Here is a 14,008-nt window from a genome sequence, read left to right as displayed (position 1 = left end):
AAGCACCCGACGGAGAGCACCCGGCGAAGCACCCGTGGGACGACCGGGACACGGACGGACGTACGGGCGCGCGGGCCGGGACCGGGGCAGGCGCGCCCGGGTTCGCCGTCGCTGCTTCCCTGCCCCTGCCCTGCCGCTGTCCCGGCCAGTGTGCGCAGCGGCCTCCGCGCCCCACAATCAGCAGCCGGTCGGCCCCGGCGGACGATTTGGACGATCAGGCGCTTGACACCGCCCGCCCGTCGCCACGCCGACGCTCCCCCAGCAGCCCCAGAACCGGCCGGACGGGAAGTGCGCGCCCCAGCGCCGGGCCGTACCCAGTGCCGCCCAGGCGGCCACCTGACGGTGGGGATCCGGCGGCAGCCGGCCGCAGAGGTGGTGAGCCCGGCAGGACCACACCTCGGCCCCCAGCTCCAGGAGGAGACCGGCCGCCGCGCTCGGCACGCAGAGCCGGGCGCCCCCGGGACCCGCGGGCTCGCCGAGGCCGTCCCGGTCAGACGTGCGGGCCATCGATCCATCGGGGCTCGACGTCCCATTCCACCCCGCCGGACACCGGCCGGAGGAAGACCGCGTTGCCGAGGCGCCCCATGAAGACCCCCGGCCGCCCGCTGAGCACGTCGCGGACGGTCTCGCCCACCCGGCGCGGAACGTACGGCACCGCCGGCGGCCGCACCCGGGCGGCGTCCACGGACCCGATCGCCGGGTACGGGCTCACGAGTCTCAGCCCTGCCTCGGGCCGGCCGCCGCAGTCCATCGGGCAGCGGCACTCGGCCAGGTGCCGGTCGTTCAGCGGGTCCGGGGTCGAGTCGTCGGCCCCGGACTGAATGCTCGTCATGGTCGTTGCTCCTGGAAGTACTTGACGGTCATCACCGTCCGTACTCCAAGCGTCGCCCTGCGCAGCTACGCTGGGGAAGTCCGACCGTGTTCCACGACCGGACGGGGAACACGAAGGAGCCACCGGATGGTCTTCAAGGGACGTGACCTCCACCCGGAACGATCCGCCCGGGACCTGTACGGCGCCGAGATCCGCCGGCACCGCCTGAGAGCGGACGGGATGTCGTTGGCGAGACTGGCGGCGATTCTGAACTTCTCCAAGGCCCATCTGAGCCGGATCGAGACGGCCGAGTCAGCCCCGCCCCGGGGGCTGTCCGAGAAGCTGGACGCCGTCTTCGGCACCGAGGGCCTGTTCATCGGGCTCTACCCGCTGGCACGGGCGCAGGAGTTCCCGGACAAGTACCGCCGGTTCATGGAGCTGGCTGCTCAAGCGCTGATCCACGAGAGCTGCACGATCACCGTGCCGGGCTTGCTGCAGACGCCCGACTTCGCCCGGGCGTCTTTGCGTTCAGGTGCCCCGCATGCCACCGAACAGGAAATCGAGGACAAGCTCACCGCTCGCCTCAACCGCCAGCGGCGAGTGCACGGCGACGCCCCCGCACGCTACTGGTTCATCCTGGACGAGGCCGCCCTGCGCCGCCCGGTCGGCGGTCCGAGTACGACGGTCACGCAGCTCGCCGCCCTGCTCGACGCCGGACGTCCGTCTCATGTCACCGTCCAGGTGCTGCCCTTCTCCGCCGGAGAACACGGCGAGATGGGCGGCTCGCTCACCTTGCTCACGCTGCCGACCCGGGCCACCGTGGCCTATCTGGAAGGCAGCCGCTCAGGGGTACTTGAGGACGACCCGGAGAAGGTGGCGAAGCTCCGGGAGTCATACGATCTGCTCAGGGCCCAGGCCCTGTCGCCCCGGGACTCGGCGGTGATGATCAGAGCGGCGATGGAGGACCACGAACGCCATGCGACCTGACACCGAGCCCGCCCGCTGGCGCAAGAGCAGCCACAGCAACAACGACGGCGGCGACTGCATCGAGGTCGACGACGCCAACCCCGGCCGCGTCCGCGACTCCAAGGACCCGCACGGCCCCATCCTGGCCTTCAGTCCCGTGGCGCTGAACGCCTTCGTACGGGCCGTGGCGGCCGGGGAGTTCGACGGGGTGTGAGCCTCGGAAGGGCTTCCTGACCAAGTCTCACCTCGCTCGCCGGGGCGAACGGGGGCGTCCCGCCCTGCCGCTGCCGGCCGACCCGATCGGCGGCCATGACGGTCTTCCACTGCGCGCGCTGCGGTGCCCGACTCTCCGAGGACCTGACGGCGTTGGCCGCCGTGCCGGCGAAGCCCGCTCACCGGCACGTCGGCGGCGAGGCGCGGCGTGCGCCGTCCACCGTGCCGCGCGGGCACTACGCGGTCGACCCGGATCCGTGGGGAGCGCCCTACCTCCCGCTCGGCGGGCGGGCGGGTGCGCGGCCGGCCGGGGAGCAGGGGCTCCTGGTGGGCGGCGGATCGCTGACCTCGGCAGGCCCCCGGAACACCGTCCTCGTCCACCCCGAGGACGTGGTGGGGCTGGAGCCGCTGCCCGGCGGCGAGAACGGTGGCGGGTGCTGCGGACCGACCGGGACGGAGGGCCCCAACCGGGCCTGTTCCTGCGGCGTCCGCCTCGCCACCCTCTCGGCGGACTGTCTCGGCCCGTACGAGCTGCACCTGGATCCGGTCCGGGTGTACGCCGTCGAAGGGGCGGCGCCGCCCCCGGCCGACCTGGCGTGACATCACCCGGCGCGGATTGGCGCAGGACTGGTGCCACGTGGTGCCACATGGCACCACGGAAGGCCCGCAGGGCACCATCGACACGCATGGTGCCACATTTGGCCGAGCAGGCGCCATGCCGTTTCCGCAGGTCAGAGGCATCTCTGTTGAATCCGTGGCGATGATGCCACCGCGGGACTTGCGCATGGCACCACTGTGGTGCCACCATGGCGTCATGGACCTCACCCCGTATGTCGACACCCTTCGCCGTGAACTCGCGGTGGCCGCCGAGGCCGGCGGCGACGAAGCCCGCGAGCTGGCCGAGAGGCTCACCGCTCCGCTGGAGTCGGCAACCCGGTTGACCATGCTCAACGTGCTCTCCGCCGCCATGGACGAGATCACCCGGGAGCTGGCCCCCGGCTCGGTGGACGTCCGGCTGCGAGGGCTCGACCCGGACTTCGTGGTGACGCTGCCGCCCACCGAGGGCGGTGTCCCGGCGGGGCCGGCCGCACCCGTCGAACCGCTCCGGGCGCAGGCGCCCGCCGAGGGCGACGAGAGCGGCACCGCCCGGGTCAACCTGCGCCTGCCGGCCCATCTCAAGGCGCGCGCGGAGGAGGCCGCCGGCCACGAGGGCCTGTCGGTCAACGCCTGGCTGGTGCGGGCCGTGGCGACCGCGGTCGAGGGCGGCGCCCGGCCGCGCACGACGGAGAAGAGCCAGCAGCTCGGACAGAGCTTCACGGGCTGGGTGCGCTGACCGCACCCCCGCCCACCCCTTCACCACGTCCCACCAGCGGGGACGCCCCACGGACTCATGAGGACGGTACTGCCATGCCTTCTTTCGACACTCCAGACCCGATCTCGGCCATCGCGCACGTGGAGGCCGGCTCCATCCAGTTCACCGCGGGCGACCGCGCCGACACCGTCGTCGAGGTGCGGGCGCGCGACCCGAAGCGGGACCAGGACGTCCGGGCGGCCGACCAGACCGAGGTCACGTACTCGGGCGGCACCCTGACCGTCCGGACGCCCAAGCAGCGCTACCTGTTCGGCCGGACCGGCACCGTGGACGTGACGGTCGAGCTGCCCACCGGGTCACGCGTCGACGTGTCGGGCTCCTGGGCCCAGGTGCTCGGCGAGGGGCGGCTCGGCGAGGTCCGGGTGAAGACCTCGTCCGGTGACGTTCGCCTCGACACGACCGGCCCGCTGAAGCTGACCGCCTCGCACGGCTCCATCACGGTGGACCGGATCGAGGGCGCGGCCGAGATCACCACCAGCTCCGGCAGCCTGCGGGTCGGGCTGGTCGAAGGCTCCGCCGTCCTGAAGAACTCGCACGGCTCCACCACTGTGGGCGCGGCGTTCGGGGAGCTGCGGGTGAGCGGCGCCAACGGCGACATCAGCATCACGCGCGCCGAGGGCTCGGTCGTCGCCACCACCGCGCACGGCACCCTGCGGGTGGGCGAGGTGGCCCGCGGCACCGTCCAGCTGGAGACCTCCTACGGCGCCATCGAGGTCGGCATCCGCAAGGGCACGGCCGCCTGGCTCGACGTCAGCTCCGGCTCCGGCCAGGTGCGCAACACGCTCAGCGCCTCCGAGAGCCCGGAGGAAAGCGAGGACACGGTCCGGGTCCGCGCCCGCACCCGGCACGGCAACATCGACATCCTGCGCACCAAGGCCTGACCCCGGCAGCTCCGGATCGCCCGCTCCCCCCAGCCGCCCCAGCCTTCGAAAAGGGAGGGCCACATGCCTTCTTCTGTCATGCCCACGCCTAGAACGTCGGGCACTCACCTGACGCCCGCCGCCGTGTCCGCCGTCGGCCTGCGCAAGTCCTACGGCGACAAGACCGTGCTCGACGGGATCGACCTGCGCATCCCGGCCGGGTCCGTGTTCGCCCTGCTCGGCCCGAACGGCGCCGGCAAGACCACCGCCGTCAAGATCCTCTCCACCCTGATCACCACCGACGGCGGCCAGGCCCAGGTCGCGGGCCACGACCTCGCCACCGCTCCCCAGGCGGTGCGCGCCGCGATCGGCGTCACCGGCCAGTTCTCCGCCGTCGACGGCCTGATCACCGGCGAGGAGAACATGCTCCTGATGGCGGACCTGCACCACCTGTCCAAGGCCGAGGGGCGGCGGGTCGCAGCCGACCTGCTGGAGCGCTTCGACCTCACCGACGCGGCGAAGAAGCCCGCCTCCACCTACTCCGGCGGCATGAAGCGCCGCCTGGACATCGCCATGACCCTGGTCGGCGACCCGCGGATCATCTTCCTCGACGAGCCGACCACCGGCCTGGACCCCCGCAGCCGCCACACCATGTGGCAGATCATCCGCGACCTGGTCGCCGGCGGCGTCACCGTCTTCCTCACCACCCAGTACCTGGAGGAGGCCGACGAACTCGCCGACCGCATCGCGGTGCTGAACGACGGCAGGATCGCCGCCGAGGGCACCGCCGACGAACTGAAGCGGCTGATCCCCGGCGGCCACGTCCGCCTGCGCTTCACCGACCCAGCCGGCTACCGCACCGCCGCCCTCGCCCTCGGCGAAGCGACCCGCGACGACGAATCGCTGACGCTGCAGATCCCCAGCGACGGCAGCCAGCGCGACCTGCGCGCCGTCCTCGACCGGCTGGACTCCGCCGGCGTCGAGGCCGACGAACTCACCGTCCACACCCCCGACCTCGACGACGTGTTCTTCGCCCTGACCGGCGGCACCGCCGCGCCGGGCCCGACCGACCAGCCCGAGGAGAACGTCCGATGAGCTCCCTCTCCCTCGCCGTCCGCGACTCGTCCACGATGCTGCGCCGCAACCTCCTGCACGCCCGTCGCTACCCGTCGCTCACCCTGAACCTGCTGCTCACGCCGATCGTCCTGCTGCTGCTGTTCGTCTACGTCTTCGGCGACGTGATGAGCGCGGGCATCGGCGGCGGCGGCGCCGACCGCTCGGAGTACATCGCCTACCTCGTCCCGGGCATCCTGCTGATGACCATCGGCGGCACCCTGGTCGGCACCGCGGTGTCGGTCTCCAACGACATGACCGAGGGCATCATCGCCCGCTTCCGCACGATGGCCATCCACCGCGGCTCGGTGCTCGTCGGGCACGTGGTCGGCAGCGTGCTGCAGGCGCTCGTCAGCGTGGTGCTGGTCGGCGCCGTCGGCGTGGCCATCGGGTTCCGGTCCACCGACGCCACCGTCCTGGAGTGGGTCGCCGCGTTCGGGCTGCTCGCCCTGTTCGCCCTGGCGTTCACCTGGATCGCGGTCGGGATGGGCATGGTCAGCCCGAGCGCCGAGGCGGCCAGCAACAACGCGCTGCCGCTGATCTTCCTGCCGCTGATCTCCAGCGCCTTCGTGCCGGTCGACGCCATGCCGGGCTGGTTCCAGCCCGTCGCCCGGTACCAGCCGTTCACCCCCGCCATCGAAACCCTCCGCGGCCTGCTGCTCGGCACCCCGATCGGCAACAACTGGTGGATCACCGTCCTCTGGTGCCTCGGCCTGGCGGCGCTCGGCTACCGCTGGTCGAAGTCGGTGTTCGACCGCGACCCGAAGTGACCGCGGGCGCTGCTCCCGCGACTCGCCCGCCCCCGGGCGGCGTACCCCGGCACCCGCCGGCGGACGCCGCCCGTCGGCGTGCTCCGCCGCCCGTCAGCCGGCCCGGTGGTAGCTGCTGCCGTCCCTGGTGCGCACGAGCAGGTGCGCCTCGACCAGGTAGCGGCGCAGGGCCGAGTAGTCGTCGTGCACGGTGAGCAGGGCCTGGTTCACCTCACGCTCGGTGTAGTCCCGGCCGGGCTCGAAGAGGGTCCGGGCGAGGTGCGTGAGCAGTTGGTCGCGGCGGGCCGCCTTGCGGGGGATCGTGGTCAGCCGGCCCTGGCTGAAGAGGCTCTCCACCCCGCGTGAGCTGCTGTTCTCATGGTCGGACATGGTGGCAGCCTCCCCTGCCGGCCGGTCGGGGGCAAGGAGATTTCGGGCGGCGCCGGTCTCAGCGGGGGCCGCCGGTGACGTCGGGGCCGATCACGAATCCCTTGGCGGGCCCCTCCGGGACGATCGCCTCCTCGCCGTACGGGGTGCGCACCGAACTCGCGTAGCTGCCCCTGGCGGGGTCGGGGCCGGAGAGGACGGTGACCGAGCCGCCGTCGTCGAAGTCGTCGATGATCACGTAGACCGGGATGCCCGCCGTGGCGTACGCGCGGTGCTTGCGGACCAGGTCGCGCTTGCGGCTCTCGCTGCCCGGCGAGACGGTTTCGACGACCAGGACGACTCCGGAGGCGAGCACGCCCAACCCGTCGGGGTGCTCAACCTCCTCCAGGTCCTCGGGGGAGACGAAGACGTCCGGAACGAGGACCTTGAGGCCGTGGATGACGTTTCCGTCCTGGCCGGAGGTGTACCCGCTGCCTTGCAGATGCTCGTAGAGGGCATGCGAAAGGTTCCGATTGACGGTGAAGTGTCGGATCCCGCCGGTAGGTGACATCTCGATGGCCCCCTCGATGATCTCCGCCCGGAAGCCCTGCGGAACGTCCATGGCCTTCCACACCTGCCACAGCGCCTGGTCCAGGTCCACGACGGTCTCCTCAACTGCGAGCGCGATCATTGAGACACCCCTCTTCCGGTCCAGTGTGAGCAGGCGGCCCGATGTGACACAAGCCGTGGCCGTACCGTCGCACACGATCACCGGCCGACGGGTGCCGTCCGGGCCCGTTCACCCTCCCGGGTGGTCACCGCTGGCGCGGGATCTCCATCCGGAAGACCGCGCCGTCGCCCGGGGCGCTGTGCAGGGTGAGGGTGCCGCCGTGGGCGTGGGTGAGGGCGGTGGCGATGGCGAGGCCGAGGCCCGCGCCGCCGCCGTCGTTGCGACTGCGGGAGGCGTCGACCCGGTAGAACCGGTCGAAGACGCGTTCGGCCTGGTCGCGGGTGAGGCCCGGGCCGGAGTCGGCGACCTCCAGCAGGCAGTCGCCGTGGGCGGTGCCGACGCCGATCCGGACGGGGGTGCCGGGCGGGGTGTGCTTCACGGCGTTGCCGACCAGGTTGGTGACCACCTGCCGGAGCCGGGCCTCGTCGCCGAGGACGGGCGCGGCCCCGGGGGCGCCGTGGCCGGCCGGGCCGGTGAGCGCCACCGGGCGGGAGGGGTCGAGGGCGGTCAGGTCGTGCAGGGCGTCGGCGGCGAGCGTGCGCAGGTCCATCGGGGCCAGGTCGAGCGGGCGTTCCTCGTCGAGGCGGGCGAGCACCAGGAGGTCCTCGACCAGGGTGCCCATCCGGACGGCCTCGCTCTCGATCCGGCTCATGGTGCGGGTGACGTCGGCGGGGGTGGGCAGGGCGCCCATCCGGTACAGCTCGGCGAAGCCCCGGATGCCGGCCAGCGGCGTGCGCAGCTCGTGCGAGGCGTCGGCGACGAAGCGCCGCATCCGGGCCTCCGACTCGGCGCGGGCCGCGAAGGCCGCCTCGATCTGGGTGAGCATCCCGTTCAGGGCGGCGGAGAGCCGGCCGACCTCGGTGCGGGTGGAGAGTTCGGGCATCCGGTGCGACAGCTCGCCGGAGGCGATCCGGGCGGCGCCCTTCTCGATCCCGCGCAGCTGGCGCAGGCCGGCCCGGACGGCGAAGAAGCCGAGGGCGGCGATCAGCAGCAGGACGACCCCGCCGATCGCGAGGAAGGAGCCGCGCAGCTTGCCGACGGTGGCGTCGACCTCCTCGCGGGAGACCGCGACCAGCAGGTACGAGGCGTTCGGCGCGGCGAACTCGCTGCCGGCGGCCGGCCGCTGCAACGGCAGGACGACGGCCCGCCAGGAGCCGCGCCCCCGGGTGTCGGGCAGGTCGAAGGCGGCCTGCGGGGTGGTGGTCGCGGGATCGAGGCGGCCCAGCTCAGGGGCCGGGTCGGACTCGCTGACCGGCTGGCGGACGACCTGCTGCACCTTGCCCTCGGCGGACAGGTACAGCACGGTGTACTGGCTGGGCAGCGCGGCCAGCAGCGGTTGTGCCCGCTTCCCGGCCATGGCCGGCGGCTGGCCCTTGTCCGCCCAGGTCTGGCGTCCGGCGGCCCGGTGCGAGAGCGGCTCGGCGACCCGCCGGAGCTGCTCGTCCAGGCGCTGTTCCAGCTGGTGCCGGACGGTGCCGAGCACCACGGTGTCGCTGACCGCGAGACCGGTGGTGACCAGCAGCAGCGCGAGCACCAGCAGCCGGGCCCGCATCGAGAGCCGGGCCGTCAGGGAGCCGGGCCGCGGCAGCCGGAGCCGGCCCGGCAGGCGGGGGCGGAGCAGGTCGGGCCGGGGCATCCGGGGCGGTCAGTTCTGCGGCGGCCGGCGCAGAGCGTAGCCGATGCCGCGGACGGTGTGGATCAGCTTGGGCCCGTGCACCGGCCCGGAGTCGAGCTTGCGGCGCAGGTAGGAGATGTACGACTCGACGATGGAGAGGTCGCCGCCGAAGTCGTACGCCCAGACGTGGTCCAGGATCTGCGCCTTGGAGACCACCCGGCCGACGTTGGCCATCAGGTAGTGCAGCAGCTTGAACTCGGTCGGCGAGAGCGAGACCGGGGTGCCGGCCCGGGTGACCTCGTGGGCCACCGGGTCGAGGGTGAGGTCGGCGACGACCAGGCGGCCGTCCTCGGCGGGGCCGCCGGCCCGGCGCAGGATGGCGCGGATCCGGGCGATCAGCTCCTCCAGGCTGAAGGGTTTGGTGACGTAGTCGTCCGCGCCGACGGCGAGGCCCTGGACCTTGTCGCCGACGCCGTCCTTGGCGGTGAGGAAGAGCACCGGCAGGTGGTCGCCGGCGTGCGCGGGCCCGGCTATCCGGTCGCGTCCGGTCTGCTCGCGCAGCCGCTCGACGACGGTGAAGCCGTCGAGGTCCGGCAGCATCACGTCCAGGACGACCAGGTCGGGGCGCTCGGCGGCGACGGCGGCGAGGGCCTCCTCGCCGGTCGCGGCGGAGGAGACCCGGAAGCCGGAGAACCGCAGCGAGGCCGAGAGCAGCTCGCGGATGTTCGGTTCGTCGTCGACGACCAGGAGGAAGGCTTCACCCGGGGTACCGGCGGCGGCCGCGATCCCTGATGTCGACACGGTCCCTTGCACGACTGTTCCGCCTCCCGGTCGGACGATGACACTCATCGGACGATAGCCCTGGGAGGCTATGCGTGGTTGATGAATGTTGGATTAACCAGCTTAACCGGGGGGGGATTTCCCGGGACAAGGGCCCTTCGCCCTCGAACACCCTTCCGGTGCCCCGCCCCCGGAACGGAAGCGGCCCGGCCGGCGGGGCGCCGGCCGGGCCGTGGTCCGGAGGCCGCGGGGTCAGCCGCCGGACGGTGTGCGGGCGCCGCCGAAGCCGCCGAAGCCGCCGGCCGCCGCGCCCTCGACCAGCTGGGTGGCCGCGTAGCCACCGGAGGCGTCCGGGGTGCCGACCACCGTGACGCTCTGGCCGGGCTGCAGGTCGCCGACCTTGCCCTCCTTGTTGAGCTGCACCTTGGTCGAGTCGCCGGTCGTCACCTTGACGGTGTTGCCGTTCGCGTCGGTCAGGTAGACGGTGGTGCCGTCCACGACCTTCACGGTGCCGCGGGTGAAGCCGCCCGCGCCGCCCTGGGCGCCGGTACCGCCGGGCACGCCCGCACCGCCGGCCGCGCCGGTGCCGCCGGCCTGGCCGTTGCGGCGGCCGGTGCCCTGACCGGCGGCGCCCTGGCCGCCGTAGCCGCCGGGGGCCGCGGCCCGCTGCTGGCCGCCGCCGCCCGCCGCGGTCTTCGTGCTGCCGTGGTTCTGCTGGTACCAGACGCCGCCGCTGAACGCGGCCGCGGCGAGCACCCCGCCCGCCAGGGCGAGCGTCACCCAGGGCAGCCGGCGGCGCGGCGGAGCGGCCAGCTCGGCGGTGATGTCACGGGCGTCCGGCGCGCTGGAGAGCAGCTCGACCTGGGCGATCGGGCTGTTGTCGTCCTCGCGCGGCACCAGCGAGTGGTTGTCGTTGCTCATGATGGTCAGGGCTCCTTGTCACTCGTGCCGGAGGGCGTCGATGGGCCGCAGCGAAGCGGCCCGGTTGGCCGGGTAGCTGCCGAAGAACAGGCCGATGGCGACCGCGATGCCGAAGGCGGCCAGCACCGACTCCGGGATCACCACCGGTTTGATGCCGACGATGCTGAAGTGCGAACCGATCAGGCCCGCCAGCACCCCGAGACCGGCGCCGAGCACCGACAGCAGGGTCGACTCGGTCAGGAACTGCCCGAGGATGACCCCCTTCGGCGCACCGAGCGCCTTGCGGATGCCGATCTCCCTGGTCCGCTCGGTGACGGTGACCAGCATGATGTTGGTGATCCCGATCCCGCCGACCAGCAGCGAGATCGCCGCCACCGCGCCCAGCAGCACCGTGAAGGTCTTGCCGGTGCTCTCCCGGGCCGTCAGCAGCGAGGCCTGGTTGCTGATCCGGAAGTCCAGCTTGGTGGCGTCCGCCAGGGCGTGGGTACCCATCAGGATCTGGGTGATCTCGGCCTGCGCGGCGGTGGTCGTCTCCGCCGAGGTCGCCTGCACCAGGATCTGGTTGACCGAACCGAAGCCGGTGAAGGCGTTCTGGACGGTCGGCAGCGGGGCGATCACCAGGTCGTCCGGGTCGTTGAACCCGGTGCTGCCCTTGGTCTTCAGCACGCCGGACACCGTGAACGGCGTGCCGCCGATGGTGATCTGCTTGCCCACCGGATCCTCGGTGTCGAACAGCTGCTTGGCCGTGGTCGAGCCGAGCACCGCGACCTTGCGGGAGTTCAGCACGTCGTCGTTGCTGAAGTAGTCGCCCTTCTCGACCTTCTGGTTCGAGGTCTCGAAGTACGCCGGGTAGGTGCCGACGATCGAGCCCGGCGTGTACGAGATGTCCCCGTACAGCGCGGCGCCCGTGGTGGTGACCACCGGCGCCACGGACTTGATGTCCGGCGCCTGCGCCGAGGAGGCCAGCGCCTTGGCGTCCTCCACCGTCAGCTTCTTCGCGGTGGTCGCGCCACGGGCCCCGCCGAAGGAGGACCCGGCCGACACCGTCAGCGAGTTGGTCCCGAGCGCGGTGATCGAGTCCTTCACCGCGACCGAGGAGCCGTTGCCGACCGCGAGCAGCAGGATCACCGAGGCGACCCCGATCAGCACGCCCAGCATGGTCAGGGCGGAGCGCACCTTGTTGGCGGCCAGGCCGCCGAAGGCGAAGCGGAGCATCTGCCAGAGGATCACGACCGGCCTCCGACCAGCTCGGGGCGGATCGCCGGCGGCGGTCCGGCCACCGGACCCTGCCGGACGTCCGACACGATCGCGCCGTCCACCAGCCGGATCACCCGCTTGGCGTGCCGGGCGACCTCGTCCTCGTGGGTGATCAGCACGACGGTGCGGCCGATCGCGTTGAGTCCGTCGATGATGCCCAGGACCTCCTCCGTGGAGCGGCTGTCCAGGTTGCCGGTCGGCTCGTCGGCGAGCAGCATCGCGGGGGCGGTGACCAGTGCCCGGGCCACCGCCACCCGCTGCTGCTGGCCGCCGGACAGCTCGTTGGGCTTGTGCCCGGAGCGCTCGGCGAGGCCGACCAGCGAGAGCGCCGCCAGCGCCCGGCGCCGCCGCTCGGCCGCCCGCACGCCGGCGTAGGCCAGCGGGAGTTCGACCTGCGCGAGGGCCGTGGTGCGGGGCACCAGGTTGAAGGACTGGAAGATGAAGCCGATCTTGCGGTTGCGGACCAGCGACAGCTGCCCCTCGTCGAGGTGGCCGACGTCGGTGCCGTCCAGCAGGTAGCGGCCCCCGGTGGGGACGTCCAGGCAGCCGAGGATGTTCATCAGCGTCGACTTGCCCGAGCCCGAACTGCCCATCACCGCGACGAAATCGCCCTGCTCGATGTCCAGGGTGACGCCGAGCGGCTCCCCGCTCACCGGGTCGGACGGGCCGCGCAGCGCGTGCACGGTGGCGTCGCCGTGGCCGTAGGACTTGGTGACCCGGCGGATCTGGATCACCGGCGGGGCGGCCGGCCCGTCCGGGCCGGCGGCCGCCGCGCGGGTCGCCGGGCCGGTGTGCCGCGCGCCGCCCCGCGAACCGGAGTCGGTGCGGCCCATCAGCGGTTGCCGCCCCGCGCGCCGGTCCCGGCGCCGCCGGGGATCGCCGCGCCCTGGCCGCCCGCCGCACCGCCGAGCCCCGGGAAGTTCCCGCTCGGGAAGCCGTTGCTCGATCCGGAGGTGGTGGAGGCCAGTTCGACCTTGTCGCCCTCCTTCAGGCCCTCGGTCACCTCGACCGTGGAGTCGCCGACCACGCCGACGGTCACCGTCACCCGGGAGGTGGTGCCGTCCGTCGCGACCAGCGTCGCGGTCCGGCTGGCGCCGGTGCCGGCCAGTGCCGCGGCGGGCAGCGACAGGGCGTTGTCCGCCTCGCCGGTGACCACCGAGACGGTGGCGCTCAGGCCGGTCCGCAGCTTGCTGGTGTCACCGGTGATCTGCAGCGTCGCGCCGTACTGCACCGCGCCGCCGCTGCCGCTGCTGGTGGGCAGCGAACTCACGGACAGGACGGTGGCGTTGAGCTTGGTGTCGGACTGCGCGTTGAGCGTGACGGTGGCCGCCTCGCCCTTCTTCAGCTTGAGCGAGTCCAGCTCCGAGAAGGCCGCGGTGACCTGCATCCCGGTCGGGTTGGTCAGCACGATGAAGCCGCTCGGCGTCGCGGAGCCCGAGGTGCTCGTCGTCCCGGTCGACTTGCTGCTGGTGGAGCCGGTCGAGCCGGTGGTACCGCCCGAGACGGTGTCGCCGACCTTGCCGCCGACCGAGGCGACGGTGCCGTCCACGGAGGCGGTCAGCGTCGTACCGGCCAGCGTGGCCTGGGCGTTGGTGAGATTGGTCTGTGCCGTGTCGACCTGCTGCTGGGCCTGGGCCACCGCCGCGTCGTCCACCTTGGTGGTGGTGATCGTGGTGGTCTGCGGCGTCGGAGTGGCGCCGGCCGTGGCCGTCGCGCCGGCGGCCCGGCCACCGCTGCCGGACGAGCCGGAGCCGCCGCCCGAGGATCCCGAGCCGGAGGAGGCGGGCAGCTGGGAGGTGGTCGTGGTGGTGACGCCGGCCTCGGCCTTGGTCAGGTTGGCCTTGGCGGCGGTGAGCGCCGACTGGGCGGCGGCCACCTGCTGCTGGGCCGCCGTGGTGTCCACGGTGGCCAGCACCTGCCCCTTGGTCACCGTGTCGCCGACCGCGACCTTGACCGCGGTCAGCTTGCCACCGGTGACGAAGTCCTGCCCGGCGTCGGTCGGCGAGGCAAGGGTGCCGGTTCCGGACACGGTGGCCAGGACCGTGCCCTTGGCCACCGTCGCCGTTCGTACCTGGGCCTTGCCGGCCGCCACGCTGGTACCGCTGTCCAAGGTGGTGTACACCAGGGCGGCGCCCCCCAGGAGGGCCACGCCGAGTGCGGAGTTGACGAGGACGGCACCACGCCGTCGCGGGAACACCTTCATGGGGGCAAGCCTCACCCCGGGCTCTTGCGGAGTCCTGGGGCGCAACTGGGAG

At 72.9% G+C, this 14,008-nt stretch carries 16 protein-coding genes; 7 read left to right on the top strand and 9 right to left on the bottom strand.

What is annotated here, in order from left to right; genetic code table 11:
• Nucleotides 1-490: 490 nt before the first annotated feature.
• Entirely contained in the window at nt 491-832 is a 342-nt protein-coding gene (locus tag J2S46_RS21550) for a hypothetical protein (protein WP_191288722.1), read from the bottom strand.
• Nucleotides 833-958: 126 nt separating this feature from the next.
• On the opposite strand from J2S46_RS21550, the gene J2S46_RS21545 reads away from it, so the two are divergent.
• The 7 genes from J2S46_RS21545 (at nt 959) to J2S46_RS21515 (ending at nt 6,105) form a co-directional block, all read left to right on the top strand.
• Nucleotides 959-1,798, top strand: coding sequence for a helix-turn-helix domain-containing protein (locus tag J2S46_RS21545; RefSeq protein WP_191288431.1), 840 nt, complete (start codon nt 959-961; stop codon nt 1,796-1,798).
• Nucleotides 1,788-1,991, top strand: coding sequence for a DUF397 domain-containing protein (locus J2S46_RS21540; RefSeq protein ID WP_191288432.1), 204 nt, complete (start codon nt 1,788-1,790; stop codon nt 1,989-1,991). The genes J2S46_RS21545 and J2S46_RS21540 overlap by 11 nt, the downstream gene beginning before the upstream one ends.
• A 95-nt stretch (nt 1,992-2,086) precedes the next feature.
• Nucleotides 2,087-2,590, top strand: a complete 504-nt coding sequence (locus J2S46_RS21535; RefSeq protein WP_191288433.1) for a hypothetical protein — start codon at nt 2,087-2,089, stop codon at nt 2,588-2,590.
• A 214-nt stretch (nt 2,591-2,804) separates the two neighbouring features.
• Nucleotides 2,805-3,323: a toxin-antitoxin system HicB family antitoxin gene (locus J2S46_RS21530; protein WP_190211463.1), complete on the top strand. Its 519-nt coding sequence runs from the start codon at nt 2,805-2,807 to the stop codon at nt 3,321-3,323.
• A 74-nt stretch (nt 3,324-3,397) separates the two neighbouring features.
• Complete coding sequence (locus J2S46_RS21525) at nt 3,398-4,243, top strand: DUF4097 family beta strand repeat-containing protein (protein ID WP_191288434.1); 846 nt, start codon at nt 3,398-3,400, stop codon at nt 4,241-4,243.
• 78 nt (nt 4,244-4,321) lie between these two features.
• Nucleotides 4,322-5,317, top strand: coding sequence for an ATP-binding cassette domain-containing protein (locus J2S46_RS21520; RefSeq protein ID WP_307350845.1), 996 nt, complete (start codon nt 4,322-4,324; stop codon nt 5,315-5,317).
• A complete protein-coding gene (locus J2S46_RS21515; protein ID WP_307350842.1) occupies nt 5,314-6,105 on the top strand; it encodes an ABC transporter permease in 792 nt (263 codons plus the stop codon). Before J2S46_RS21520 ends, J2S46_RS21515 begins: the two co-directional genes overlap by 4 nt.
• Nucleotides 6,106-6,198: 93 nt before the next feature.
• Here the strand turns inward: J2S46_RS21515 and J2S46_RS21510 are convergent, their stop codons facing one another.
• The 8 genes from J2S46_RS21510 to J2S46_RS21475 all read right to left on the bottom strand — a co-directional run bounded on the left by J2S46_RS21510 (nt 6,199) and on the right by J2S46_RS21475 (nt 13,956).
• Nucleotides 6,199-6,474: a DUF2087 domain-containing protein gene (locus tag J2S46_RS21510; RefSeq protein WP_191288437.1), complete on the bottom strand. Its 276-nt coding sequence runs from the start codon at nt 6,472-6,474 to the stop codon at nt 6,199-6,201.
• 58 nt (nt 6,475-6,532) lie between these two features.
• The gene (locus tag J2S46_RS21505; RefSeq protein WP_073929285.1) at nt 6,533-7,141 is read right to left on the bottom strand and encodes a Uma2 family endonuclease; all 609 of its coding nucleotides are present in this window, start codon (nt 7,139-7,141) and stop codon (nt 6,533-6,535) included.
• Between the two features lie 124 nt (nt 7,142-7,265).
• Nucleotides 7,266-8,816, bottom strand: coding sequence for a sensor histidine kinase (locus tag J2S46_RS21500; RefSeq protein WP_191288438.1), 1,551 nt, complete (start codon nt 8,814-8,816; stop codon nt 7,266-7,268).
• Between the two features lie 9 nt (nt 8,817-8,825).
• The gene (locus J2S46_RS21495) at nt 8,826-9,596 is read right to left on the bottom strand and encodes a response regulator transcription factor (protein ID WP_229912192.1); all 771 of its coding nucleotides are present in this window, start codon (nt 9,594-9,596) and stop codon (nt 8,826-8,828) included.
• Between the two features lie 231 nt (nt 9,597-9,827).
• The gene (locus J2S46_RS21490; RefSeq protein WP_191288439.1) at nt 9,828-10,496 is read right to left on the bottom strand and encodes a hypothetical protein; all 669 of its coding nucleotides are present in this window, start codon (nt 10,494-10,496) and stop codon (nt 9,828-9,830) included.
• An 18-nt stretch (nt 10,497-10,514) separates the two neighbouring features.
• Nucleotides 10,515-11,726, bottom strand: coding sequence for an ABC transporter permease (locus J2S46_RS21485; RefSeq protein WP_191288440.1), 1,212 nt, complete (start codon nt 11,724-11,726; stop codon nt 10,515-10,517).
• Nucleotides 11,723-12,586: an ABC transporter ATP-binding protein gene (locus J2S46_RS21480; RefSeq protein WP_191288441.1), complete on the bottom strand. Its 864-nt coding sequence runs from the start codon at nt 12,584-12,586 to the stop codon at nt 11,723-11,725. The genes J2S46_RS21485 and J2S46_RS21480 overlap by 4 nt, the downstream gene beginning before the upstream one ends.
• Nucleotides 12,586-13,956 (bottom strand): permuted SH3 domain-containing protein, encoded by a 1,371-nt coding sequence (locus J2S46_RS21475; protein ID WP_191288442.1) that lies wholly within the window; start codon nt 13,954-13,956, stop codon nt 12,586-12,588. Before J2S46_RS21475 ends, J2S46_RS21480 begins: the two co-directional genes overlap by 1 nt.
• Nucleotides 13,957-14,008 lie beyond the last annotated feature (52 nt).

Source organism: Kitasatospora herbaricolor (assembly GCF_030813695.1).
Taxonomy (GTDB): Bacteria; Actinomycetota; Actinomycetes; order Streptomycetales; family Streptomycetaceae; genus Kitasatospora; species Kitasatospora herbaricolor.
Note: the sequence above shows the minus strand (reverse complement) of the source record. Positions and strands in the feature narration are given on the sequence as shown.